Origin of the sequence: Rhizobium sp. RHZ01, from assembly GCF_014851595.1 — a bacterium.
Lineage (GTDB): Bacteria > Pseudomonadota > Alphaproteobacteria > Rhizobiales > Rhizobiaceae > Rhizobium > Rhizobium altiplani.
Window position 1 is genome coordinate 144,490 of sequence record NZ_JACUZZ010000007.1, and the last position, 25,282, is coordinate 169,771.

Consider the following 25,282-nt stretch of genomic DNA (forward strand, 5'->3'; position numbering starts at 1 on the left):
TCAGGCGAGACGAGCGAAGTACGCTCCCCATGCCGGAATATCGATCTTCTCACCGTAGTTATTGCTGACGAAGCCGTGGCCCGTCAACGCCTGCCAGTCACCGGCAGGCAAAACGACGGCACTTTCGGTAGCGCTTATGTTGAAGACGCAAAGCAGCTTTTCGTTGCCGTACTCGCGCACGAAAATCAGCACGTCCTCCTGCGGTTCCATGAACTCGATCTCGCCCTTGGCAAAGGCCGGATGCAGCTTGCGGAAGGCGAGGAAGCGGCGATAGTGCTCGAGGACCGAGTTCTCGTCGCCCTGCTGGACGCTGACGGCGCGCAGGATGTGTTCGACAGGAACCGGCAGCCACGGCTTGACGGTCGAGAAGCCGCCCTGGGCGACCTGGCTATCCCAAACCATCGGCGTGCGGCAACCATCACGGCCCTTGAATTCCGGCCAGAACTGGATGCCGTAGGGATCCTGCAGGTCCTGATAGGCGAGATCGGCCTCGGTCAGGCCGAGTTCCTCGCCCTGGTAGAGGCAGACGGAACCGCGCATCGTCATCAGGAGCGACGCATACTGCTTGGCGAATGCATCGTGATCGGCGACCAGCGAGCCCCAGCGGCTGACATGGCGCATGACATCGTGGTTGGAAAACGCCCAGCAGGCCCAGCCATCGGGTGCCGCGGCCGCGAAGTCTTCCATCACCTCCTCGACGCGTTCGGGCGACAAGGGGTCGGGCGCCAGGAACTCGAAGGCATAGCACATATGCATCTTGTCATTGCCTGACGTGTATTCGCCGACGATCTCAAGACCGCGTTGACTGTCGCCCACCTCGCCGACGGCAGCAATCGCCGGAAACTCCTCGAGCACGGCGCGGAACCGCTTCAGGAACTCCAGGTTCTCCGGCCGGTTCTTGTCGTAAAGGTGCTCCTGGAAGTTATAGGGATTGACCGCCGGAGCGGTTGAAGCGTTGCGGCGCTCGGGGGCGAGCGCCGGATTGTCGCGCAGTTCCCTGTCGTGGAAGTAGAAGTTGATCGTATCGAGGCGGAAGCCATCGACGCCGCGCTTCAGCCAGAAGCGGACGACATCAAGCAACCGGTCCTGAACCTCGGGATTGTGCAGGTTCATGTCCGGCTGCGAGGTCAGGAAGTTGTGCATGTAGTACTGCATGCGCGTCGGATCCCACGCCCATGCGGAACCGCCGAAAATCGACAGCCAGTTGTTCGGCGGCGTGCCATCAGGCTTGGCATCAGCCCAGACATACCAGTCGGCCTTCGCGTTGGTCTTGCTGGATCGGCTCTCGACGAACCAGGGATGCTGGTCCGAGCTGTGCGAGATGACGAGGTCGATCATCACGCGAATGCCGAGGCGATGGGCCTCTGAAATCAGCGTGTCGAAATCCACCAGCGTGCCGAAAATGGCATCGACGTTCTCGTAGTCGGAGACATCGTAGCCGAAATCGCGCATTGGCGAAGTGAAGAAAGGCGAGATCCAGATCGCGTCGGCGCCGAGGGCGGCGACATGCGGCAGCCGGGCGGTGATCCCCTTCAAATCGCCGATGCCGTCGCCATTGGAGTCCTGGTAGGAGCGCGGATAGATCTGATAGATCACCGCGCCGCGCCACCAGTCCTTGTCGGCCGTCAAAATGGATTGGGATGCCATGCTCATGTTTCCTGTTCGATCGTCTTGGGTTGCTAACCGCCCTTGACCGAGCCCGCGAGCAGACCACGCACCAGATAGCGCTGCAAGCCGAAGAACACGAGCAGAGGTACGACAATGGTGACGAAGGCCGAGGCCGTCAGGATTTCCCAGTTGCCACCCCGTGACCCGAGCAGCGCGTTCAGCGCGCCTGTCAGCACGAGGTGGTCCCTGTCGGTGCCGAGGAAGACCATGGCGACAAGCAGGTCGTTCCACACCCACAGGAACTGGAAGATCGCAAAGGATGCGAGCGCGGGGAAGGACAAGGGCAGTACGATACGGGTAAAGATTTCAAAATCGCTGGCGCCGTCGACGCGGGCGGACTCAATAATTTCCCTCGGGAGACCGGCGATGTACGCGCGCAGCAGATAGATTGCGAGCGGCATGCCGAAGGCAGTGTGCGCGAACCAGATGCCGGGATAGGTCTTCGACGGAGCGTCGAGCAGTGCGCCGATGCCGTTGTAAAGTCGCAGAAGCGGAATGAGCGACATCTGCAGCGGCACGACGATAAGGCCGACAACAAGCGCGATCAACAACGCGCGCCCCGGAAACTCCATCCAGCTCAGCGCGTAGGCCGCGAAGGCGGCGATCAGGATCGGGATGATCGTCGCCGGGATGGTGACAGTCAGCGAGTTGATGAAGGACTGCCCGATACCCTCGCTGGTCAGAACGTTCTTGTAGTTCTGCAGCGTGAATTCCGGCGGCGTGGCGACGGAAATATAGACACGGCGGCCGCCGTCATCCGGTCCGAAGGCGGCATACTTCATATAGCGATAGTTGCCGTCGGCTGCGACGGTGAGCGACACGCCGTCGCCGAGATCAGCCGTCTCGCCCGCCTTGTAGGCGGACGGCTGCTGGACGCGCGTGCCGAAAGCGCGGATGGAGCGCCCCTGCTGTCCTTCCAGCACATTGCCCGAAATGACGTAAATGGCGCCTTCCTGCTTCTGCTGGTCGGGCTGTCCAAGGCGCACGGCAACGGTGCGTGACGAGCCCGCAAAGGCCGTCCACCAGCCGGAGACGACGAGCTGGTCCTTGTCGCGCAACGCGCTGACAAAGATACCGAGCGTCGGGATCAGCCACAGAACGACGATCACCAGGACCGCAAAGTGGACAAAGAGACGGGCGGGGCCGATCTTGAAGAAATCTCGGGTAAGCGTCATCTCAGTGGCCTCCCAGCTCGCGATTGGCGCGACGGACGTTCCAGACCATGATCGGCGTCACGGCCAGCATGATGATCAGCGCGATAACAGCACTTCGGCCGGAGTCACCACCGCCTCGGAACAGCCAGTTGAACATCAGGTTGGCGAGCACCATCGTATTCCATTGACCGTTGGTCATGGTCAGCACGATGTCGAAGACCTTGAGCACGAGAATGGTAATCGTGGTCCAGACAACGGCGATCGTACCCCAGACCTGCGGCACCATGATGCGCCAGAAGATCTGCCAGCCGTTTGCGCCATCGATGACGGCGGCTTCAATGGTTTCCTCAGGGATGCCGCGGAGCGCCGCGGACAGGATTACCATCGCAAAACCGGTCTGAATCCAGATGAGGATGATCATCAGGAAAAAGTTGTTCCAGAAGGGAACCGAGATCCATACCTGAGGCGTCCCGCCGAACAGCTGGACGATCGCGTTGAGGAGGCCGATCTGCACATCGTTGCCGCCGCGGTATTCGTAGATGAACTTCCAGATAACCGATGCGCCGACGAAAGAGATCGCCATCGGCATGAAGACGATGCTCTTGGCGATATTGCCCCACCAGATGCGGTCGGTCATCACGGCGATGACGAGGCCGAAGAAGGTGCAGGCCGCCGGCACGACCGCCAGCCACAGGATGTTGTTGAAGATCGACTGGCGGAATTCGCGGTCGGTGAAAGCCCACTGATAGTTCGCAAAGCCGACAAACTGCTCACCGGAGCGGTCATAGAAGGACAGGATCAGCGTCGCGACCACGGGATAAACGAGGTAGACGACAAGGAGGAGAAGGGCCGGCCCGATGAACAGCCACGGGCGGATCATCGCCCGGCGATTCAGGTTGCGCGCTGCGGAATGAATGTCACCATCCTTCACCGGCAGGGACCAATCCAGGATCTTGTTGGAAAAATAGAAGTAGGCCGAGCAGGCGAAGACCGCCACGACCACGACCCCCAAAGCGGAAACTATCTGCGACAGCATTCGTCCCTCCCCCTGCTACCCTGTCTGTCCTGACGGGTATGCGCGCCGATGTCGTCACGCCGCCATCGCTCGACGCGACAGGCGACAGTGGCCGGACACTCCCAGTATCCGGCCATGTATTTCAACCATGCCGCCGCAACCGACGGCATGGAACTCAGGCGATGTCACTTGATCGCGTCCCAGGCACCCTGAATTTGCTTGGCGGTGTCTTCCGCAGACTTGCCACCAACGAAATCGACCATGCCTGTCCAGAATGCGCCCGCGCCGATCTTGCCAGGCATCAGGTCGGAACCATCGAAGCGGAAAGTCGTCGCAGTCGTCAGGATCTCGCCTTCCCGCTTCATCTGATCGTTTGCATAGGCTGCCGTGTTGACGCCCTTGTACGGCGTCAGGAAGCTGGACTGCGCCATCCAGACTTCGTGTGCGATCGGCGTCTTCAGGAATTCAACGAACGCCCGGGCGGCCTTGGAGTCCTTCGTGACGGTTACGAGCGTACCAGCGCCCAGAACCGGCTTGCCGAGATCGGCATGCGCCGCATAGGTCGGCATATAGAAGAAGTCGGCATCCTGACCGAGCTTCGTGCCTTCTGGGAAGAAGGACGGAATGAATGAAGCCTGGTGATGCAGATAGCACTTCGGCGGCACGCCGAAGAGACCCTTCGGGCTGTCGCGGAAGTCGGTCGCAGCTACGGCTGCAACGCCACCGCTGACATACTTCTCGTTCTTGGCGAAGGAGCCGAATTCCTCGATCGCGGCAACGACGGCCGGATCGGTGAACTTCACTTCGTTGGTCGTCCACTTGTCGTAAACATCAGGCTTCTGCTGGCGCAGCATGATGTCTTCGATCCAGTCCGTTGCCGGCCAGCCGGTCGCACCACCGGAGCCGAGGCCGATGCACCACGGCACGCCGCCGTCCTTGACGATCTGGTCGGTCAGGGCATGGAGCTCTTCCATGGTCGTCGGGACCTTGTAGCCTGCTTCCTTGAAATTCTCCGGCACATACCAGACAAGCGACTTCACGTCGGCCTTGTATGGGAAGGCGTAGAAGGCTTCCTTGCCGTCCTTGCCCTTGTAGGTGCCATAGCCAACCCAGCTGTCGCCGGCGCCATAGTTTTCCTTGACCCAAGCAGAGGTCTCATCGCCGAGCGGCGTCAGGAAGCCCTTGCCGGCGAGGTCGGCGAGAAGGCCCGGCTGCGGCAGGATCGCGATGTTCGGCGGCGAGCCAGCCTGCGTGTCGATGACGATCTGCTGTTCATAGTTTTCCGAAGACGAGTACTTGGCGTCCACGCCGGTCGCTTCGGTGAAATAGGCCAGAATGCTGCGGAAGAAGGCTTCGTCTTCACCGCGCCATGGCCCGAAGATGGTCATCTGCTCGCCCTTCAGGTCGGCATGAGCAGCCTTGAAGTCGTCGTAGCTCTTCCAGTTGAACTTCGAATCCTGCCCGGGGGCAAACTTCAGATCGGCAGCCGACGCGGCACCCGCAGCAAGAAGCGCCGCCGCGGCAACGCCCATCAAAAACGTCTTTCTCATGTGATCAACCTCCCATCACAATCCCAACCGCACTTTTGAAACTATTTGGATGCCGTTCCAAAGCGCTTTGACAAATGCACTCATTTCACTTTCGATGGAAAAGAGTCAAGCTATTTCGCAAAAAGGGCAGCAGACGCGGCCCTGTTATCCCCGAAGTACCGACGCCACACCCTTGGGAATATGGCGCGATTTTGCTTGAGTCAAGCGGTGCAGCTGCTACATAATTGAAAGCGCTTTGGATGCCATTTGGAGCTGGCGGCCAGTGCGAGCGGAGGAAGCATAACACGTGAATCTCAAACAGCTATCGGAATTGCTTGGACTGTCGCAGACGACGGTAAGCCGCGCATTGAACGGCTACCCCGAAGTCAATGAGGCGACGCGCGAGCGCGTGCTGCAGGCCGTCAAGGAAACCGGATACCGTCCGAACAAGGCGGCCCAGCGGCTTGCGACCGGCAAGGCCGGTTCCATCGGCCTCGTAATGCCAACCGCTCCCGACCACTATTCGGACGTCCATTTCGGCGAATTCCTGACGGGCCTCGGCGAGGAGGCCGTGCGCCACGACTTTCATTTCGTGATCATGCCGGCCGATCCCAACGACGAAGTGGGCGCGCTGAGGCGGCTTGCGATCAGCGGCAATGTCGATGCGCTGTTCGTCGCCTATATGCGCGGCCATGATCCGCGACTACCGATGCTGAAGTCGCTTTCGATGCCCTTCCTCGTGCATGGCCGCTCCTTCGGCTCCGAGCCGGACTATCCCTACCTCGACATCGACAATGAAGGCGCTTTCTACGATGCCGCGCGCCTGCTGCTTCAGCTCGGCCATACGCGCTTTGCCCTGCTCAACGGGCCGGAGCATCTCGACTTTGCGATCCGTCGCAAGAACGGAATGATTGCCGCACTTTCAGAGCGGGGATTGTCGCTTCCGGACGATCACATGAGCCACACATTAATGACGGACGAGCTTGGCCAGACCGCAATGGAGCGCTTTCTGCAGATACCGGAGCGGCCGACGGCCATCCTCTGCTCCAGTACGGTGTTGGCGCTTGGCGCGATCCGCGCCGTAAACCAGGCCGGCCTGAAGCTCGGGGAGGAAATCTCGCTGATCGCGCATGACGACGTCCTGCCACATCTGAAGCCCGAGAACTTCTCGGTGCCGCTGACGACGACACGATCCTCGCTTCGGGCGGCAGGCGTGCGCATCGCCCAACGGCTCATCGGAACGATCAAGCAGGAAGGGCCCTTCCCGGAGCAGGAGCTCTGGAAGACCGAGCTGATCGTCAGGGCCTCAACGGGCCCTGCTCCACGGCAGGATCAGAATGTCGGCGGTGTCTGACCGGCGGTGCGATGGGCGGCAATGACGGTGTTGGCCATCAGCATCGCAATGGTCATCGGGCCCACACCACCCGGAACCGGCGTAATGACATCGGCGACCCTTGCCGCCTCTTCAAAGGCGACATCCCCGACCAGACGAGTCTTGCCTTCACCTTTCTCGGGAGCCAGAATGCGATTGATGCCGACGTCGATGACCGTGGCGCCGGGCTTCACCCAATCACTCTTGACCATTTCCGGCCGGCCAACGGCGGCAACCAGAATATCCGCATTGCGGCAGACAACGGGCAGATCCTTGGTGCGCGAGTGAGCGATGGTGACCGTCGCGTTGGCGTTCAGCAGCAACTGCGCCATCGGCTTGCCGAACAGGTTCGAGCGGCCGATGACGACGGCATTCAGGCCGGAGAGATCTTCGCCGTGCGTGCGGCGCACGAAGACCATCGCGCCGGCTGGCGTGCAGGATACCAGGCCCGTTTCAAGGTCGCCGGTCGCAAGCTTGCCGGCATTGACGACGTGCAGACCGTCGACATCCTTTTCCGGCAGGATCGATTGGATGATCGGTTCGGATTTCAGATGCTTCGGCAGCGGCAGTTGCACAAGGATGCCGTGGATCGAGGGGTCGTTGTTCAGTGACGCGACGAGTGCCGCCAACTCATCCTGCGTGGTCTCGACAGGCAAAGTGTGCTGGACGGATTTGAAGCCGCATTCCTTCGCCATCTTGCTCTTGGAGTTGACGTAGGCGTGGCTGGCCGGATCATTGCCAACGATCACGACCGCAAGACCCGTCTTGACACCGCTCTGCTTGTCCAGCGCCGATGTCGCCGCCTTCACCGTTTCGATTACGGAAGCTGCGACCTGTTTGCCATCAATCACTGTCGTCAAGACTATCTCCTGCCCTTGCTTTCGCCCATTGTAGCCGGTGGCGCCCAGCGCGATTTGCCTGTCCACGCCCTATCCTGCCTAAAATGGCAAATGCAAGAACAATCGTGTCGCAGCTGGTCAGGATGCCGCCTGCCGGGTACGCAACCTGTCGCGCATGGCGGCGAGCTCCGCGCGTATAATGTCCACTTCCTGCGGCATCGCGGCAGGCTCAGCTGCCGATGGCGCGACGACAACCGGCTTCGGGGCGGGAGTGGGCAGCGACGGTTCCTTCCTTGCGGACGCCGTGAACCTGGCGCGCGCTTTGAAAGACACTGTCGCAAGACCAAATGCGAGGCCAGCAAAGGCACCGAGCAACGTGGGGAGCCAGCCCTCCTCCGCCGGCACTGCGGCGACCTGCACCGCCTTCTGCAGTCGCAGGCTGCCGGCACCAGGCGTCACCGCTCCGGTCGTGATCGCATCCTCAAGGCGCTGGCGTGCCGCAATCGCCTTGTCGCGAAGCTCGGCGAGTTTCGCCAGGTCGACACCCGTATCCTTGCTTTGCGCAACCAGTGAATTGCGACTGTCGCTTAGCTGCCGCTTCTCGACTGTCGCCTGCTTCATCTCGTCGGTCGTTTCGCGGAGCAGCCGGGCGATGTCGTCACCGATCGCTGCTTTCAAGCCGTCGACCTCTGCCTGCTGAGCTTGCAAGCGGGGATGGCGGGGACCGAGATTGGCCGACAGCTGTGAAAGAGACAGTTGTGCCGCCACATACTTGTCGCGGCGATCGACGAGCGTCGGCGACATGAGGTCCGCATCCAGCGTACCGGCAATGACATCGCCAACCTTCGCCGCCTTCAGACGACGGGCCCTTTCCTGGGCAGCAGCAATTCGCTCGTCCCCTGCCTTCAGTTCCGCGTCCATGCTCCCGATCTGCCGCTGCAGATCGATGGCAACCTTCACGTTGCCTTCGCCACTTTTCTGCGTGAAGGCCGTAAGATCGAGTTGCGCCGCGTCGGCCGCCTTCTTCAGCGACCCGTCTTCGGCCGCGGCCTTTGTGGTTCCTGAGCCTGTCACGACAGACGCCAGGTAGTTCGCAATGCGCGCGGATTTCTCGGCGCTGCCGGTCGTCACCTTGAAATCGATGGTGCCGGCGTGAGGGTCGCTCGTGGTGCGGATCGCGGAAACGAGCGATGCTTCTGCGTGCGAAAGCGGATCGGCGGCAGCGCCATCGGTCGAAAGCAGGTCGACAGCCACCGCAAACGCATCCGAGGAGAGGCCGAAAAATTCCGGATCGCGATCGAGTTTCAACGCAGCGACCGTTGCCGCGATCGCGTGGGAAGACCGAAGCGTCTTCTCGGCCGCTTTAGCGACGGCCGCACGGCCTTCGCCGTCACCTTGGACAGCGAACACAGCGTCAGCGCTATAGCGCGCCGTTTCGGCCGGGATCAGGGCACCGCTCGCCGCGCCCAATGCGGAGATGAGAGCAACTATCGCAAGTGGCTTCAGACGCTGCGATTTCGGTGCACTGTGTTCGGTAGGCAGCGTGGCCACGTTCGGGGTCGCTGTCGCTTCTGTGGCGCATGTAACTTCCGAAGGCACAACAGAGGACGGATCGATCGCGGCAGCCGCTGCATCGTTCGCAGCCTCGAGCCGCTTGCCCAGGATCGTTTCGATGCGGCTGACAAGCGGCGGCGGCGCCTCCGCATCACGGCTGGCCCGCTGCCGCTCGAGCGCACGCTCGATCACCCCGAGCAATTCTGCCTCCGCAGCCGGCATCGCGGCCGCAGTTTTGGATGGCATCGCCACACGCTCGCCCTCGACCGCCACAGGTCGGCGGAAGGCTTGGCTTCTCGGGTTGTTGTCGTACATCGCCAGATCTCATGCGTATGAACGGTCGAAGCCATCCGCGAAAGCGGACGGGTTAACCAACACTAAAAGTTCATGGCAAAGAAAAGGTTAACTGGCGGGCCTTGCGTCGGTCAGTTCCGTATCCGCATGCGGCGTTCCGTCGTACCGGAGGGCGTAGTACAGGAAGGCAGCAAAGCCCAGGCCGGAACGAAGGCCAGGGCGCGCCGGCCATTGCGTCCAGCGATAGGCGCGTTCAAGTCCCACCGTCCGTACAATCTTCGGCACGGGGCGGATCATACCGGCCACGACATCGAACAGGTCGCCGACAGCAAGCACCAGGCGAGCGTGATCCGCCCGGATGTTCTCTTGGATCCATTTTTCCTGAAATGGAGTGCGCGCTCCGACGACGAGTATGTCGAGCATTTGCCCGTCGATCTGATCTACGATCCGCGACCTGCCTTCTGTGTGGGAGAGGGTGTCGGAAATGACGGTGAACTCGTGCCATGGCGCGTGCCGACGGAATTTCGCTGCAGTCAGGCGAGCCTCTTGAGGGTTCGTGCCGATAAGGCCGATGCGGCGCGGTATCTCCATGAACGTCAGCAGCGCCGGCACGAAATCGGCGGCCCTCAAGCTGGCAGGGAACGGCGAGCCATGCGCCACCTTCGACGCGATGTTGAAACCTGGACCATTGGGAAGCAGCAGGTTTTGTGCAAGAACGGCGCGATAGTCGCTGTCGCGCAGCGCCATGAGCATGTTGCGCGCGGTGACGAAGGAAACGGATGTCTGCCCGACCGGTATCGACAGGAGTTCATTGAAAAGCACCAGGGCGTCATCCCAGCCTAGGTCGCAGACCGGCAGATCGAAAATCGCGCGGCGCGACGACAAGACCGCGAAATTCGCGATCAGGTTCATGCCGGTTTCCTGACGATAGTGTTTCATGCGCATGCATCCCCGAACAGATCACATAGCCGCACCAGACGATTCAACATCGACCGGTGGCGTTGGCCTGGGAGCGCATGAGAGAATTCCGAGAAACAGAATGTCAGTGCACAGTCAGCCCATCGGGCCGGTCTTGTAACAGCGCGATTTCAACTATCTCTTAGGAAAACCGTTTGAATTTCGCCCCTTGGTGGAAGGAATTATTAACCGTCTACAGTCGGCACAAAAACGCAGAAACGGCGCCCCAAGGGCGCCGCTTAAAGCAAGGACCGAGTCACTCTCTGGCAGCTTTAATCCGCTACCGGTTCCGGAGCGACGACGTTGACGGGCTTGCCCGTCCTCTTGTGTTGTCCGGAGTCACTCGTCTTGGGGAGGTAGTCGAGCTGTTCCAGCATGACCTGCTCGATATACTCTCCACCCAGATGCTGGTTGACGTCCTTCTTTATCATCTCCCGAAAGGCGTTCGGATCGAAGGATTTCATGTTGGAGATGTCGATCATCTTGTTGCCGACGAGCAATGTAAAGAGCTCGTCGGTCGTCATTTCCGTCAGAGGCAAGGACACGTTCTTCACCGCGTCCTTGTTCATCATGAAAGAGATCCTGCCGAGGAAGTAGCCGGTAATTGTACCGTCGGCGATGATCGGCACGGTGATCGTCTCGCCCTTTACAAGCTCGAGCTGGCTTTGCTTGGAATCATCGGGGGCCGGCGCAGGTGCCGTTGCCATGTGCACCGAGAAATAGACCGATGCCAGCGTGATCGCGCAAACCCAGACGCCTGTCAGAACGAGCTTAATCATCAAGCGTCACGTGCTACGAATTGCTCTTGGGAATAGGTGCCGTCGGCGTCCGCATCCTGGACTGCATTCTTCAGGAGATCGGCAACGGTGCGGACCGCTTCCAGATGCGCTTCGACGCGCCGTGCGTTCAGCACCAGCTTCTTCTTGAGCCCATGCAGCTGATCAAGATGCGTGGCAGCCAGTTCCTTCGGGTCTGTGTCGCGGAAGAGCATCGACAGCTCGTAGAGGCAGCGGCTCTTGTGCGTGTTCGACACCTTGAGATCGAACTGCGGATCGTTGCCGATACGCGTGTTCTCGTTGTCGATGATCATTTCGAGGCGTCCAAGAACCGATTTGATACGATAGTCGTTCGAGATTATTTCCATTTTTGTCCTCGATTTTCTCAGGCGTCATTGGCGGACTTGTTGTCCGCAGTTGGTGTACCGAAGGTCTTGCGCTGGAAGTCGTCGATCATGCTCATCGCCATGTTGCGATCGTCCTGATCGGTGGAAGCGTTGGCGACCTTGCCTTCCTGCTTCTTCAGCGCATCGTGATAGAGCTGCTTGGCAATGCCGATGCCGTCGCCCTTCGAAATCTCGTTGCCGAGCTGTTCGGCCATCATGCCCTTCCAGATATCACCGGTGGCACCCTTGCCGTACACTTCTTCGCTGTCGTTCGGCAGCATGTTCTTGATGAAGTTCTGCAGGACCATGGCCTCGAACTTGCGGTAGGTTTCCGGCACCTCTTCTGTCTTGGTGCTGCGGTTTTTGCTGTCGCTCAAACCGGTCTTGCCCGCGGCGCGATCGAGAATATCGACGGCCGAGGTAAAGCCGTTGCCGGCTTCGGCGAGACTGTTGGCGGCAAACGCCGCCTGGTTTGCCTTCAGTTTTTCCTGGGCTGCCTGCACCTCGAGCGGGTCGGCAGCTTTGACAACATCCAGGACCAGATCACTCGGAGGTGAAATAGCCAAGTCACAATCCTCTTGATTAAGATTGTGACGATTATGATTTTTGAAGCTTGCTGGAGGCTGGCGTACCGAATTTTTGATCGATGAGATCATAGACTGCGTTGTCGGCGGCTTCGCGGCGCTCGGCCTCGAGCGCCTCACGCATGCCGTCTTCCAGGCGATCGCCCTTGGCGCGTTCCTGAACAACGCGCATTTCGTGAATCTGCTGCATGCCGATCAGCTGCTTGTCCTTGATCCCCAATCGGTTGAAGCGATCCGCATAGCTTTGCGAGAAGGCATGATGGACCGGGTCCATGGAGCCGAGCGCCAGGATGACGCTGTCCATTTGCTCGTTGACTTCCGACCGCTGACGGCTCGTTTCGGCAAGGTCGAATTCAGCCATCTGCTCCAGATGACGTTGAACCGCCACGAGGCGTTTCAGTTTCTGTGAGCGCGTCTTGTCCACCATGTCGCTACCTGCCGATGAACACGCTGGCGAAGGATTGGCCGAACTGGCTGACCAGCGCCGCCACTGAGAAATAGAACAGGAACAGGCCGCCGAGAAGCAGATAGGGCGTCGAAATGAAATACACCGGAATCTGCGGCGCCAGCTTGTTGATGAAGCCGATCGCGATGTTGAACATCAGGCCGTAGATCAGGAAGGGGCTTGAGAGCCGCAGCATGATCATGAATGTCGATGACAGCGTGTCCGTGAACGAGATCAGCGTGCTGCGCATCTGCAGGATGCCTCCGAAGGGCATCGACGTGTAGGAATCGACCAATGCCCGGAAGACGACGTGATGAAAGTCCATCATGAACAGGATCATCATGCCGGCAAAGGTGATGAACCCTGAAAGGCTGCTTTCCGGTGAATCTTCGAAGATATCGCCCGCGCTCGGTTGAGTGTAGCCGACCATCATCGCAATCACGCTGGCTGCGAACTGCAGGCCGAGCGTGTAAAGCCGAGCAAGCATGCCGTACATGACGCCAACCAGCGACTCGCTGAAAATGTAGCCAATATAGGTGGCGTTCGAGGTGTGGACGATCGGATAGACCGTTTCCCAGAGCACTGGAAGGATCGCAAGGGATAAGGCAGCTGCAATGAAAACCCGCAAGTGCGGTGCGACACGGGCAGACGAAAAGCCGGGCATCACCAGAACACAGCCGCCGATCCTGCAGAAGATCAGGAACAGCGCCAGGACGGTCCCTTGCGGGTCTGTTATCATGAAATGGAGCCCAGAATCTTTATCTCGATGCCCTTGGCCAGCTCGACATGCGACAGGACCGGGAGCGTTGCGAACAATCGTTCGATGATCATGCGCACATAGGAGCGTGTTTCCGGCGAGGTGACAAGGGCGAACGGCAGGCCGCGATCCATGAATTCACGGATAACTTTCGTCGCCTGCTCGCTGAACTCTTCGAGCATGCGCGGGTCGATGTCGAACTCGATGATCTCGCCCTTGTTGTCGCGCTTGAGCGCCTGATGGAAGGCGAGATCCCACTTGTTGCCGAGTCGCAGCACGCGAAGCACGCCGTTGTCCGCGAGATCGCCGCAAAGCTGCTGCGCCATGCGAACACGCACATGCTCGACAATCTGCTCGGTCTTGCGGACATGCGGCGCGAGTTCGGCGACGGCTTCCAGGATGAGGTGCAGGTTGCGGATCGACACACGCTCGGCGAGGAGCAATTTCAGCACGGCCTGCAGGCCGGAATAGGACATGTGCGACGAGCAGATCTCGTCCGCCAGCTTCTTGTATTCCGGATCGAGCCTGTCGATCAGGACCTTCACATCCTTGTACGACAGGAGCGCCGGCAGATTGTTGCGGATGACTTCGCTCATATGCGTCAGGACGACAGAAACGTTGTCGATCGGCTGGAAACCCTCGCGCTTCAGATCGTCGGCGAATGCTTCGAGTATGGAAACCGCCGGCATGCCGAAGGCTGGTTCGCGAATCTCGTCGCCCGGAATGCTTGGCTTGCGGCCGGAGCCGGTGACAACAAGAACTTCGCCAACGCGCAGCATGTTGGACGCGACCGTCGTGCCGTGGATTCGGATCTGATAGGACTTCTCGGCAATGCCGATATCGTCCGTGACCTTGATCTCCGGAACAACGAAACCGTACTGCGTCGCGAACTTCTTGCGCATCTTGCCGACGCGGAAGGCAAGCTCCTGGTGAGCGCCGAGCAGGCGTGTCGACACCATCTTGCCGAGCGCGAGCTCGATTTCCGATGTGCGCAGCACCGACTTGACGGAATCCTTTTCGAGTTCCTTGTTCTGGACGACCTTCTTTTCTTCCAGCTCGCGACGAGCCTTGTTCTCCGCCTCGACCTGGCGGGGAATGAACCAGGCACCAAAGGCCAGAAGACCGGACAGGAACATGAAGGGCACAAATGGCAGACCCGGCATCAGGCCGAGGATCGCCATCAGAACCGCAGAAACAGAAAGCGCCCGCGGATAACCGCTGAGCTGGTTGACGACTGCCTGTTCGGTGGAACCGACGGTGCCGCCGCGCGACACGAGAAGGCCGGCTGCGAGAGAAACGATGAGGGCTGGCATCTGCGAAACGAGACCGTCACCAACCGAGAGCTTGACGAAGACGTCGGCGGCTTCGGAGATCGGCATTCCATGGCGGAAGTAACCGATGATGATGCCGCCGAAGACGTTGATGCAAGTGATCAGCAAGCCGGCAATCGCGTCGCCGCGAACGAACTTGGACGCACCGTCCATGGCGCCGAAGAAGGAGCTTTCCTCTTCCAGCTCCTTGCGGCGGCGCTGTGCTTCCTTCTCGTCGATGATGCCGGCCGAAAGGTCGGCGTCGATCGACATCTGCTTGCCAGGGATCGCATCGAGGGTGAAGCGCGCGCCGACTTCCGCGATACGCGTAGCACCCTTGGTGATAACGATGAAGTTGATGGTGATCAGGATCAAAAAGACGATCAGACCGATCACGAAGTCGCCGGACATGACAAGGCTGGCAAAGCCCGCGATGACACCGCCGGCGGCATCATGACCCTCGTTGCCATGCGATAGGATGACGCGCGTCGTCGCGATGTTCAGCGCCAATCGCGTCATGGTCGCGATCAGAAGAATGGTCGGGAAGGACGAGAAATCGAGCGGCTTCTGGATCCACAGCGCCACCATCAGGATCAGCACCGAGAAGGCGATCGAGAAGGCCAGTCCCATATCGATCAAGAACGGCGGGATCGGCAGGAAGAGCACGCAGATAATAACGATGATGCCCATGGCAAAACCGATATCACGTACGCTAAGTCCGGCTTTCGGGAGGGGGAGTGCAGGAGGTTGCGCCATTTCGATTCCGTCTCTTCATGAGAGGTGCGGGCATGATGCCCACCAATTCGGAACGAGACTTAAATGGCGAAGCTTGCGCGAAAGTGGCTCAGAAACCTGACTGAATGCGCGAAAACACCAGATTGGTGAAAATCGAAATCTGCGATCCGACGAACGGAGCCGAGATGCCGATGGTGACGAGGACGGCCACGATCTTCGGAACGAAGGTGAGTGTCGCTTCTTGAACCTGCGTCAGCGCCTGGAACAGCGCGATGATCAGACCGACGATCATGGCCGCTGCGACCGCCGGGCCGGCGGAAACAAGAACGGTCCAGATCGCTGCCTGGAATAGGTCAAGTGCATCAGCTTCATTCATTGCAGGCAACCTCATATCGCCTTGCGGTCCGTCCGGTGTGGCCGAACCGCCTTGTCATTTCAACTAGCTCGAAGACGATGTGTCGGTCGTCGTCGGAGCCTTGTCGGCCAGGGTGATTCCCGCCTGAACGAGAATACTACCGCCATCCGTCGTCGTCGCAATGATGCCGTCGGAATAAACCTTCACCGACGCAACCGTGCCCTTCACGCTGCCGTCAGCGCTTGTCATGTACTTGCCGATGTAGCTGCCAGCCTGCGTCAGGCTGGAGCTCGCCAGCAGCGTGTCCAGCTTGCTGTTCGTCTGGATCGTCTGCTCGACCTGCGAGAAGCTCGCCAGCTGCGACATCTGTTCGCTCGCGTCCACCGGATCCGTCGGATCCTGGTTTTTCATCTGCGCGATGAGGAGCTGCAGGAAGTTGTCGTAGTTGAGCGTCGCCTTCTGTTGCGCGCTCGAGGTGCTCGACGACGAAGAACTATTGACGTTTGAGACGCCGTCTACCGCCATGGTGCGATCTCCTTGCGAATCTGCTCGACCATCGTCGGGTGCATTTCTTGGTTGTTGAGAATGCTATCCTCGATCGGATAGAGACCGCGGATCGCCTTCAGGGCGTCGAAGGCGCGGCCGGTCGAAACGAGACCGTCAACGCGCTTCAGTTCGGCAAGGACTTCCTCGTTCTTGAAGCAGGTCAGCAGCATCGTGATCGACTTGCGGAACATCGCGGTCGACTGATCCTTGCCTTCCGGATTGATGAGGATCATCTGCGCGATGAAATAGAGCTGGCGCAGCGGCGTCGTGGCGTCTTCCGGCTGGAGGACGTGGTTTTCGAGAAGGAATGTTACATCATTCAGGAATTCCAGCGCGACCTTGCGATCGACGCGCAGGACCGCACCGTTGATGAAGATCTTTTCCCCGGCTTTTAGCGAGATACGAAGTGTGCTTTTCATTTTAGTCCATCCCTGATGATGGTGGTAACGTCGATAATGCCTTGGTAGTTTGTCGATTGCCGGCGCCTGATCCGATCGCACTCCTTCAAGATCCAGATCGCGATGGAGATGAGGTTGGCCCGCAATTGGATTTCAAGCTGGTTGTCCGGATGCTTGAGATCCTCGATAAAACTTACCCAAACGCGCCGGGTGTAGAACAATGCATCGATGGCTTCCCGGCTGTATTTCTCTTTGTCTCGCGCAATCGACAGCAGCTCTATGGACCGGTCGAGAACTTGACGCTCCCGTTCCTTCGCATCGGCCACCGAGTCCTCCATGATCTCGGAGTAAGAGAACTGATACATTCATGCATCCTTCTTTGTCTTTCGTACCTTTGATCATCAAAGGTAATTCACGAGACTCAACTGCTGGATTTTCGATACGATGGTGTAGGCGGTCTCCAGCTGAGTCTGGAGGGTATTGACCAGCGTCGACGCTTCCGACGTATCCACGCCCTGAAGATCGACGAGCTTGTTCTGAAGAATGCTCGACTGTGCATCGAGAGCGTCATTGGCCTTCTCGACGCGCTCCTGCGAAAGGCCGAGTTGGCTCGCCTGGGTCACGATGCCGGTCGTGGCCTGCGCGGCATAGCCGATCGCCGTGGAGGTGACCTTGCTCAGTGCGTCGGCGCCCAGATTTTGGCTGGCCAGCGCCGACACTGTGATCGAAGCCAGCGCGAAGTAGCGCATGCCGTCCGAGTTGGAATTGGTCGACGACGTGACGACTTCAGAGTTGCTGATGCGGCTCGTCATGTTCTGGTTCGAAGCAGCCGACCAATCGCTCCAGGCCGGCGGCGTGACGTAGGCCGCGGGTGCAACCGGGGTCGGTGCGCCGGGCGGCGGGAATGCAACCGGTGTGGAGGTGCCGTTGAACGTGTCCTGGGAGAACATCGGCTCAACGAAGTTCGTGATGAAGGTGCCCATCTCGGCGCCGGTCAAAGAGCTGACCGGCTTGCCCAGGCCGCTCGCGTAGGCTTCGAGGTTCGTCTGAATGGCGGTCGTTGCGGCATTCTGTTGGTTGGTGAGCGGCTGCACATCGGTGTTGATACCCGAGAACAGGTACTCGCCGTTGAGCATCGAATTGCCCGTGTCCATCAGCTGCGAAAGCGCGTCGCCGGCAGATTGCATGGCCACCGCGATGCTGGTCTTGTCCTGGCTTCCCTGAAGCGCGGTCAGCTTGGAGACCAGTGCGTCGCCGGCCGTCTTCATACTGTTGAGGCCGAGCTGCGAAGCTTCGAGACGCGCCGATACGATGGAATTGCTGCCCTTGAGGGCCTTGATGCGGCTGACCTCAGCTGTGAAATTCACGCTCTTGGCTGCACCAGAGCCCAGGGAGGCGCCGATGTCGGCGTAAACGCCCGTCGTCGCCTCGAGAGACGCGGTTACCAATTGCTTCTGCGACTGGCGGATCGTCAATCGCATTGCGTTCTGAATGGCCGAACTAGAAATAAATGAACTTTTCATGGCTTAACTCGCTATGTCTAGCAATGACTTCAACATTTCATCGACAGCGTTTAGGATCTTGGTGGCCGCCTTGTAGGACTGCTCGATGTCGAGGAGCAGGGTCAGTTCTTCGTCGAGATTGACGCCGGTCTCGTTGGAATAAGCTTCCGTCGAACGCGAGAGCGCCGCCGCCGTATTCTCGGACGCAGTCGTCGCATCGCTTCGATACTGCTCGAGCCATCCGATCGAATTGGAGGCGTAGTCCATGATGTTCACGTTGGACGAGATGCCGGCGGTCGACGAGAAGGTCTGGGCCGCGCCCATCGCCGTGTAGAGCGCATCGAGATTGTCGGAGAAACCGCTGCTGCCCGTCGGGTTGAGATTCGTGAGGCCGGTGATCGTGCCGTCACGCAATTTCATGGGGTCGCCGCCCTGGTTGGTGATGACGGCGGCATTGACCGCAATCGTACCCGCGATGCCATCGATCACGCCTGTGGTCGTCGGTGTGCCGCCAGTTGCTCCGGTCGCCGTTTTCCAGACGAAAAGACCTGGCTGTGTCGTAGTGGGAGTGCCGCCGGTCTCCGAGAACATCGTCACGAGAGACTTTGCGATCTCATCGAGCTGCGACTGGAACGTCGTTGCGATGTCATCGCGCACTTGTAGCAGTGACTGCAGGCTTCCCTGCGCCGTCGTTGTCGACCCTTTGCCACTGCCGAGCAGCACGCCGTCGATGTAGACGCCGTTGCCCTTTGTCTGGGCGGTGTAAGTGTCCTGCGCGACGAAAGTAACCGTTCGCGGAATGGTGTCGAACACGACGGTTCCGTCCGTCGTATAGAGCGCCATGTCGCCGTTTTGACGGTCGACGGCGTTGACACCGACAATCGAAGAAATCTGCTTCAGCAGCTTGTCGCGTTCGTCCAGCGCATCGGCAGGGTTACCACCGGTTGCCGTTTCGCTCTTGACGGCATCGTTCGCCGTCTTGAACTGCGCGAGCAGCGTATTGAGCGTCGAAACCTGCGTTGCAATTTCCTTGTCGGCGCCCAGGCGTACCGCCTGCACGGATTTCGTCGCGTTGTTCAGCGAATTGGCGACGTCCTGCGCAGCCGTGACTGCGCTTTGCGCGGCAATGGTGCTGCTTGGCGATGTGCGGAAAGCCTGCAGCTTTTCGCGGAACGTCGCCAGGTAGTTGGCCGGCGACGTCTCGTAGTCGTTGCCGCCCATGATCGATTTCAGGTCGGTCAGACCACCAAGCAGCGTCTGCTGGCCACTGTCTTGCGCACTCGCCTTCAGCCACTGACGCATTAGCGCGTCTTCTTGCGCGCGGCTGATCTTCACAACCTGCGCTCCATTCAGCGACGTGGTGATCATCGCCTGCCGGCGCACGTAGTCGCTGTTGCTGGAGTTCGAGATATTGTTCGACACCACACTGCTTTGAGTGCCGGTGTTGCTGAATATGCTCTGCGCGGTATTCAGTGCGGAAGTGAGCGACATGGCTTATCCGAACCCTACTTATCTCTTGAGGTTGACGAGGACGTCCATGATGTCGGACCCCGTCTGGAACACCTTGGAATTGGCAGTGTAGCTGCGCTGCGACTCGATCATTTCGGTCAGTTCGCCGGCGAGGTCGACGTTCGAGCTTTCAAGTGCTCCCGCCTGGATCGTGCCGAAACCGTTGGTCTGCGGGAAGCCGGTGACCGTCACGCCGGACTGGCCGTTTGCGCTATAAACGTTGCCGCTCATCAGCGTCATGTTGTCCGGGCTGGCGACGGTCGCTAGCGGAATGCGGTAGAGCGGCTTCGACGTGCCATCCGCATACTTGGCATATACCGTGCCGTCCTTATCGATCGTGACATCCTTGACCGGGCTGGCGGCCTGGCCGTTCGGCGTGCCGCTACCTGCAAAATCAGCGGCGAGCTGCGTGAAACCGCTAAGGTCCATGGCGATCGAACCGGTAGTGACGGGATCGGCGATGGTGAGGGCGCCAGTGCTGACCATCTTGCCGTTGGCATCGAACGTCAAATTTGTCGAGCCAACGAGAGCCGGACCCGGCGTCGAAGTGTACGGAAATGATGAGGTTCCACCTGTTGCCGCATCGTCATGACGGAAGACTGCAACCTCCCACGTGCTCGCAACACCCGGAGCTGCCGGCGGGGGCGTCGTCACGGCCGTCTTGGTGAAGTAGAAATCGTACTGAACCGTGTTGCCGAGCTTGTCGTAACCAACCATCGACATCTGCTTCGTGTCAGCTGTGATCGGCGCCGTGTTGGAAGACGGAAGGTTGCCAGTTGCGACGTTGGCATTGGAGTTCAAGTTGCCGGTAAAGGTACCGGTCGTCGAAGCGATCGCCGTCAAGCCGGACTGGTTGACGTTGATCGGCACGAGTCCCGAGAAACCGTTGACGACGACGGCCGGCGCGCCAGCGTCGTAAGAATAACCCATCAGCTTGAAGCCGGCGGAATTGACCAGGTTGCCTTCGGGGTCTTTGGTGAAATCGCCGGCGCGAGTCAGAACCGGAACGCCGTCCGGGCTCTGAACGATGAAGAAGCCGTCGCCCGAGATCGCCAGGTCGTAGCCTGATGTCGTGTAGGAGATGTCGCCCTGTTCCGAAACCGACTGGCGAACGGATGTCTGGACGCCGCCCGAATTATAGTTACCCGAGGTCGATGGCAGGACCAGCGACGAGAAAGCGGTCGAAACGGACTTGTAGCCCGCCGTGTTTGCGTTCGCGATGTTATCGGCGACGGTGCTGAGGCGGTTTGCCTGGGCGTTCATGCCGGACACGGCCGTCTTCATGCTGCCAAAAATGCTCATCTGAAAACCTCGATTCCCTTAGTAGGCTTGAGAGTATTTGGTGGGCCTTGCGTGAGGCTGTCTGGCGTTGAACCAATGTCGCGAGAATGCAGCGACCAGGTTCAGGCAACGCGGCCCGTTCTGAAAAAATCAGTTCCAGTCAATGCAATAGCCAAGGAAGCGCTTCGAATCGACCGGATCGAAGCCCAGCTTCTTCCGAAGCTTCTTGCGCAGCTTGGAAATATGGCTTTCAACCACGTTTTCTTCGACTTCGTCGTCGAAAATCCCGTAGATCGCGTTGAAGATCTGCGTCTTGGTGACACGACGACCGCGGTTTGCAATCAAGTACTCAAGGATGCGACGCTCGCGACGGGGGAGCGCAAAAACCTCACCGTGAATTTCCGGATCGCGGCCGTCGGAGAACACGCGGATCGCACCGATATCCGTGTGGCTGGAAATCGCTTTCAGTCTGCGCCGAATGGCGGCAGCTCTAGCCAGGATCTCGCGGGGATGCACAGGCTTGCGCACGACGTCATCGACGCCACAATCAAAAAGTGCAAGGGTGTTTTCCAGCGACGGCTGATCGCTGACTGCGATAACCGGCGCCATGGTACGGTCACGGATCGCGCGCGGCAGCTCGAAAGTCTGCTGCCCCTGCCCGATCAGGAACGCCTCGACGGCCGCGACATCAGCGTCCGCCGCCGTCTGAACCCATTCGCCAAATTCACGTGGATCAAACCCTGTGGAAGGAATGCCTTCCCGCCCAAAAAGTGAAGTGTAACCATCTTTCACGAGCTCACGCTCATCAACCACTACGATCATTCGTCCGCCTCCGAATCACTTGTGGTACCTCGATGCTCTATGGGTACGAATCGCGCGATTCCGGGACAAGCTGTAGGAACTTACTGGCAGGAATTAATAGTTGATTAAGAATTGAGGCGCGATTTGATCTAGATGTAGTAGCGGTCCGAAATTATGCACACAAAAATTTCGTGGAAAAGTTAACAAGGTCTAAAATGTGACTTGCCTTGCCATATTGAGACAGATTCTCGCCACAATATGACACATTTCTGTTTTGTTCTGTTTTCTGCTAGTTTTGATTGAATCAATTTTGGCAGAAGGTGCTCGCATTGCGAGTCCATTTTCCGTAGCCGGTGGCGACCAGATTGGCGATGACCCGGCAGACATATTGCTTCTGGGCAGGGTCATTGTTGGGACCGGCGTGATAGCGGGCCACTGCCATCGTCCAGGTTTCGTGTCGGTCGTGGAGATTGCGCAGGAACCTTGCCGCGTATTCCACATTGCGGCGGGGGTCGAACATCTCTTCCGCGGACCGGAAATTCTCACCATGGTAGTATTGGTTGATCTGCATGCAGCCGATGTCGATGAGCTTCGCGCCCGATCGGCGCGCCACATCGACCTGCCTCAGAGCATCCTGCTCGGAGGGCGGAAAGAAGGCTTTGCCTTCGATGTTCAGCGCGTAAGGGTAGAGGGATCCCTTGCGCCCGGTTTCGGTCAGACCCACGGAATAGAGTATGCCTTCCGGAATACCGTATTTCAGTGCGGCGGCTTGAATCTCCACCTCGCAGGCGCTGTTCGACGCTTCAGCGCTAGAGGTAGACGTCGCCAGTGCGACTACTGCCAGCGGCGCCAGAAGAAGTGCTTTCAACACCGCTTTCGCCCGAGTCATTGAAGCCTCCGCCAGTTCGCTGTCCTGAGTGATTTTGGCGCTCACGCGCCTCCCCGCCTTGGCCTTGCTGGGCAAACGCCTGGCCCTGCTGCTGGCCCTGTGCGGTCGCTTGGTTGCCCGTGTCCGAACGGTCGACCGGCGCCATGCTGATCGTCACGTTGTCGATCGCGAAGCCCTGGCTGCGCAATGCCTCGATGATCTTCCCGTGGTCTTCCTTGAGCTGCCGGTAGGCAGCTGGTGTCTCGACCTTCAAATCGACGTTGAGCGCGTCGCCTTGCAGCCGCATCGTCGCCGTGACGAGACCGAGTTCGATCGGATTCATCTGGATCTTGAGTGTATTCACCACCTTGCCGGTGCTCGTCCACTCAGCGGCGTTCGACAGCGAAGAACTCGCCTGCATGGCGTGCGCCCATTCCTGATCACCGGATATGGCGGCCGTCACGGCGGCAGAATTGGTGTTCTGCGCAAGGCCGATGTAGCGGCGCGAATCCAGAACAGAGACGCTCTCGATGTTAGCCTTGCCGCCGGACTCGGCGGCATCCGTGTCAACATCAAGATGCATGTCCATGGACTGACCACGGCCATCGGCACGGGTCAGCCGGAATGTCGTCGCGTCGATACCGCCTTCGGCCTCAGTGCCGGGTAACTGGACGTCCGCGGTTGTATCGACGCCGGTCAGACCTGCGTCAACAGACATCTCATCCTTGGCCTTGACGCTGGCAACGGACTTTTCTTTCGGTTCTGTCGATACCTTGCCTTCCGGCTTCGCGCCTGCCATCGCCGCGAACGCTGCAGCCGCAGTTCCGTCCGTCGGGACTTGCTTGAGTAAGCTCAGGACATCAGACAGCGCGCTATCGTCCGGGGCGACCTTCTGGTCGTCGGCACCGTCGGCCTTCGTCTCCTTGGCGCCCTTTCGAACCGTTACAGCGTCATCATCCAGCCTATCCGAAAGATCCTGCAAATCGGCTTCATCAGCGTGCTTGCCCTTAGGCTTGCCGTTATGTTCCGTCGTCTTCGTTTCTTTGTCCGCCGAACCAGACGCTTTCTCTTTCATCTGCGCCTGCGCAGCGAGAGATGTGCTGCCGAGATCGATCAATGGCTGAGTGCTTGGGCGTCGCGGCGCAGTGGATGTACTGCCATCGGTGCCGTCGCCTGCCTGCTGGCCGGCCGTGGACTGTTCGGCGGAGTCATGCTTTCCGCCGCTTGCCTTGTTCAGGGCATCGGAGAACCCGCCTGCATCCGCATCGCCACCGCTGCCCGTCTGGCGGCCAATGCCAGAGGCAGCCCCTGCTCCGGATGCTCCCCCCAAAACACTGATGTCCATCATCTCAATTACTCTCTTTGCTCAAGAGGCCGTCGATCTCATCCAACTGCGATCGGCTTGACGTCACGAATGCGTTGAATGACGGGTCGGCGTCCTGCTGTCCCCCAACATCGGACGGCGGCCCCCCCGCCGCTTCTCCCACAACGGGACCTGGAACTGGGTTTGGTACCTCCCCCTGATCCGCTTCAGCCTGTTCAGAAGTAATTTCTTGGCCATTAGATTTAGGGGTCGTCGCTTGCGTCAAGCTTGCCGGTTCAGGCGGACGAAGCACTTGTTCCGCAATAGCTTTTGCCGCGGCTCTTAGGGCCTGGTCGCGCGGCGACAACTCCTGCTCGGGGATGGATTCGATGTTCTTCGTGGCCGCATCGATCTTGTCGGTCGGGATCGCCGCCATGCCGCCGTAGAAGTCCGCCAGCGCTCCAAAGGCGTTATCAGAATCGCCTGCAAGCGTCTGGGCGCGCGCCGCGGCCATCCGTGCGAGATCGCCCTTGCCGGCGATCGCCGCCGCGCGGGCGATACGGAGGTAGACCTCGCGCTGCCTGGCCTCGTCCATGAAGGAGAGGATGTTAACAACGTCGTCCGGCTTCACCTCATGATCGTGATTGACCAGCAGGCTGACAAAAAGATCCGCGAACTGGCTGGCATATGGCGAATGCAGGAAACGACGCACGTAGCGCTGCGAGTAGTCGAGACCCTTATCCACCATCCCTGCTTCGACGCAGATAGACACGGAGCGGCGTAGCGCCGCCTCCTCGACGATCGTACCCGGCGCATAGAGGCGAGCCTGATCATACAGCTTCAGCGCTTCCACTGGACTCTTGGCAATGGTGACGTTGCCGCCCACCAGCGCCAGATAGGGACCGATTTTCTTGTCCTTGTATTCGTTTGCGGTCTCGACAAGGCTCTTTGCAACAAGCAGGCCTTTGCCGCTCAGATATTTCCGCAGGACGTCGCTGACCCGGTTGTCGAAGTGACCGTTCACGTCGCGCGCGACGAGATATTCGAGGGTCTCCGGATTACCACCGCTCATCGCGTAGATTAGCGCCGCATCGACATTACGCTCATCATCGAAAACCGATGGATCGATCGTGCGTAGACGCTGATCGATCGTCCCGAGCATGAAGCGCTGCATCTCGGCAGCCGAGTGATCCCCGAGCACGACGGAATCCTGCACGAACTGCAGCGACCGGAGCATCTTGTAAGGGACAATGTCCTCCTGATCTTCCGCGTGCACGCCGGTAGCAGGGCTCACCGCAAGCCCCAAAAGCAAAAGCAGAAGACGTTGGTGGTGACGGACCATGG

Annotated in this window: 25 protein-coding genes; 1 reads left to right on the top strand and 24 read right to left on the bottom strand. The window is 59.4% G+C overall.

What is annotated here, in order from left to right; translation table 11 throughout:
• From IB248_RS10370 to IB248_RS10385, 4 genes are all read right to left on the bottom strand, one after another.
• Complete coding sequence (locus IB248_RS10370; RefSeq protein ID WP_169681208.1) at nucleotides 1-1,653, bottom strand: alpha-glucosidase family protein; 1,653 nt, start codon at nucleotides 1,651-1,653, stop codon at nucleotides 1-3.
• Between the two features lie 26 nt (nucleotides 1,654-1,679).
• The gene (locus IB248_RS10375) at nucleotides 1,680-2,843 is read right to left on the bottom strand and encodes a carbohydrate ABC transporter permease (protein ID WP_018856821.1); all 1,164 of its coding nucleotides are present in this window, start codon (nucleotides 2,841-2,843) and stop codon (nucleotides 1,680-1,682) included.
• Nucleotide 2,844: 1 nt separating this feature from the next.
• A complete protein-coding gene (locus tag IB248_RS10380; protein WP_018856820.1) occupies nucleotides 2,845-3,858 on the bottom strand; it encodes a sugar ABC transporter permease in 1,014 nt (337 codons plus the stop codon).
• A 164-nt stretch (nucleotides 3,859-4,022) separates the two neighbouring features.
• Nucleotides 4,023-5,387 (bottom strand): ABC transporter substrate-binding protein, encoded by a 1,365-nt coding sequence (locus IB248_RS10385; RefSeq protein ID WP_169681206.1) that lies wholly within the window; start codon nucleotides 5,385-5,387, stop codon nucleotides 4,023-4,025.
• A 286-nt stretch (nucleotides 5,388-5,673) separates the two neighbouring features.
• Between IB248_RS10385 and IB248_RS10390 the strand changes: the two genes are divergently transcribed.
• Entirely contained in the window at nucleotides 5,674-6,720 is a 1,047-nt protein-coding gene (locus tag IB248_RS10390; protein WP_169681204.1) for a substrate-binding domain-containing protein, read from the top strand.
• Here IB248_RS10390 and folD read toward each other — a convergent pair.
• From folD to motC, 20 genes are all read right to left on the bottom strand, one after another.
• Nucleotides 6,699-7,598 carry a bifunctional methylenetetrahydrofolate dehydrogenase/methenyltetrahydrofolate cyclohydrolase FolD gene (folD, locus tag IB248_RS10395; RefSeq protein ID WP_169681202.1) on the bottom strand — a complete coding sequence of 300 codons (900 nt, stop codon included), beginning with the start codon at nucleotides 7,596-7,598 and terminating at the stop codon, nucleotides 6,699-6,701. The genes IB248_RS10390 and folD overlap by 22 nt on opposite strands.
• A gap of 117 nt (nucleotides 7,599-7,715) precedes the next feature.
• Nucleotides 7,716-9,446 (bottom strand): succinoglycan biosynthesis protein, encoded by a 1,731-nt coding sequence (locus IB248_RS10400; RefSeq protein WP_192240776.1) that lies wholly within the window; start codon nucleotides 9,444-9,446, stop codon nucleotides 7,716-7,718.
• A gap of 87 nt (nucleotides 9,447-9,533) precedes the next feature.
• Nucleotides 9,534-10,337 (bottom strand): WecB/TagA/CpsF family glycosyltransferase, encoded by an 804-nt coding sequence (locus IB248_RS10405; protein ID WP_169681316.1) that lies wholly within the window; start codon nucleotides 10,335-10,337, stop codon nucleotides 9,534-9,536.
• A 317-nt stretch (nucleotides 10,338-10,654) separates the two neighbouring features.
• Nucleotides 10,655-11,161, bottom strand: a complete 507-nt coding sequence (locus tag IB248_RS10410; protein WP_025659519.1) for a membrane protein — start codon at nucleotides 11,159-11,161, stop codon at nucleotides 10,655-10,657.
• On the bottom strand, nucleotides 11,161-11,526 hold the full coding sequence (locus IB248_RS10415; RefSeq protein WP_018856813.1) for a hypothetical protein: 366 nt from the start codon (nucleotides 11,524-11,526) through the stop codon (nucleotides 11,161-11,163). Before IB248_RS10415 ends, IB248_RS10410 begins: the two co-directional genes overlap by 1 nt.
• Before the next feature lie 17 nt (nucleotides 11,527-11,543).
• Nucleotides 11,544-12,110, bottom strand: coding sequence for a rod-binding protein (locus IB248_RS10420; RefSeq protein WP_025659520.1), 567 nt, complete (start codon nucleotides 12,108-12,110; stop codon nucleotides 11,544-11,546).
• A 31-nt stretch (nucleotides 12,111-12,141) separates the two neighbouring features.
• The gene (locus IB248_RS10425; protein WP_018856811.1) at nucleotides 12,142-12,555 is read right to left on the bottom strand and encodes a hypothetical protein; all 414 of its coding nucleotides are present in this window, start codon (nucleotides 12,553-12,555) and stop codon (nucleotides 12,142-12,144) included.
• A gap of 4 nt (nucleotides 12,556-12,559) precedes the next feature.
• The gene (gene fliR / locus IB248_RS10430; RefSeq protein ID WP_018856810.1) at nucleotides 12,560-13,312 is read right to left on the bottom strand and encodes a flagellar biosynthetic protein FliR; all 753 of its coding nucleotides are present in this window, start codon (nucleotides 13,310-13,312) and stop codon (nucleotides 12,560-12,562) included.
• The gene (gene flhA / locus IB248_RS10435) at nucleotides 13,309-15,396 is read right to left on the bottom strand and encodes a flagellar biosynthesis protein FlhA (protein WP_192240777.1); all 2,088 of its coding nucleotides are present in this window, start codon (nucleotides 15,394-15,396) and stop codon (nucleotides 13,309-13,311) included. The genes fliR and flhA overlap by 4 nt, the downstream gene beginning before the upstream one ends.
• Before the next feature lie 88 nt (nucleotides 15,397-15,484).
• Entirely contained in the window at nucleotides 15,485-15,751 is a 267-nt protein-coding gene (gene fliQ / locus IB248_RS10440) for a flagellar biosynthesis protein FliQ (RefSeq protein WP_018856808.1), read from the bottom strand.
• Between the two features lie 63 nt (nucleotides 15,752-15,814).
• Nucleotides 15,815-16,255 (bottom strand): flagellar hook assembly protein FlgD, encoded by a 441-nt coding sequence (flgD, locus tag IB248_RS10445; RefSeq protein WP_018856807.1) that lies wholly within the window; start codon nucleotides 16,253-16,255, stop codon nucleotides 15,815-15,817.
• Nucleotides 16,246-16,695, bottom strand: coding sequence for a flagellar biosynthesis repressor FlbT (flbT, locus tag IB248_RS10450; protein ID WP_018856806.1), 450 nt, complete (start codon nucleotides 16,693-16,695; stop codon nucleotides 16,246-16,248). Before flbT ends, flgD begins: the two co-directional genes overlap by 10 nt.
• Entirely contained in the window at nucleotides 16,692-17,039 is a 348-nt protein-coding gene (flaF, locus tag IB248_RS10455) for a flagellar biosynthesis regulator FlaF (protein ID WP_007530128.1), read from the bottom strand. The genes flbT and flaF overlap by 4 nt, the downstream gene beginning before the upstream one ends.
• A 36-nt stretch (nucleotides 17,040-17,075) precedes the next feature.
• Nucleotides 17,076-18,197: a flagellar hook-associated family protein gene (locus tag IB248_RS10460; protein WP_025659523.1), complete on the bottom strand. Its 1,122-nt coding sequence runs from the start codon at nucleotides 18,195-18,197 to the stop codon at nucleotides 17,076-17,078.
• 3 nt (nucleotides 18,198-18,200) lie between these two features.
• Nucleotides 18,201-19,667 carry a flagellar hook-associated protein FlgK gene (gene flgK, locus IB248_RS10465; protein ID WP_018856804.1) on the bottom strand — a complete coding sequence of 489 codons (1,467 nt, stop codon included), beginning with the start codon at nucleotides 19,665-19,667 and terminating at the stop codon, nucleotides 18,201-18,203.
• Between the two features lie 18 nt (nucleotides 19,668-19,685).
• Nucleotides 19,686-20,987 carry a flagellar hook protein FlgE gene (locus tag IB248_RS10470; RefSeq protein ID WP_192240778.1) on the bottom strand — a complete coding sequence of 434 codons (1,302 nt, stop codon included), beginning with the start codon at nucleotides 20,985-20,987 and terminating at the stop codon, nucleotides 19,686-19,688.
• Nucleotides 20,988-21,116: 129 nt separating this feature from the next.
• Nucleotides 21,117-21,788, bottom strand: coding sequence for a winged helix-turn-helix domain-containing protein (locus IB248_RS10475; protein ID WP_018856802.1), 672 nt, complete (start codon nucleotides 21,786-21,788; stop codon nucleotides 21,117-21,119).
• Nucleotides 21,789-22,071: 283 nt separating this feature from the next.
• The gene (locus IB248_RS10480) at nucleotides 22,072-22,635 is read right to left on the bottom strand and encodes a lytic transglycosylase domain-containing protein (protein WP_025659524.1); all 564 of its coding nucleotides are present in this window, start codon (nucleotides 22,633-22,635) and stop codon (nucleotides 22,072-22,074) included.
• Nucleotides 22,577-23,983 carry a flagellar hook-length control protein FliK gene (locus IB248_RS10485; RefSeq protein ID WP_192240779.1) on the bottom strand — a complete coding sequence of 469 codons (1,407 nt, stop codon included), beginning with the start codon at nucleotides 23,981-23,983 and terminating at the stop codon, nucleotides 22,577-22,579. Before IB248_RS10485 ends, IB248_RS10480 begins: the two co-directional genes overlap by 59 nt.
• Nucleotide 23,984: 1 nt before the next feature.
• Entirely contained in the window at nucleotides 23,985-25,280 is a 1,296-nt protein-coding gene (gene motC / locus IB248_RS10490; protein ID WP_169681191.1) for a chemotaxis protein MotC, read from the bottom strand.
• Between the last annotated feature and the right edge of the window lie 2 nt (nucleotides 25,281-25,282).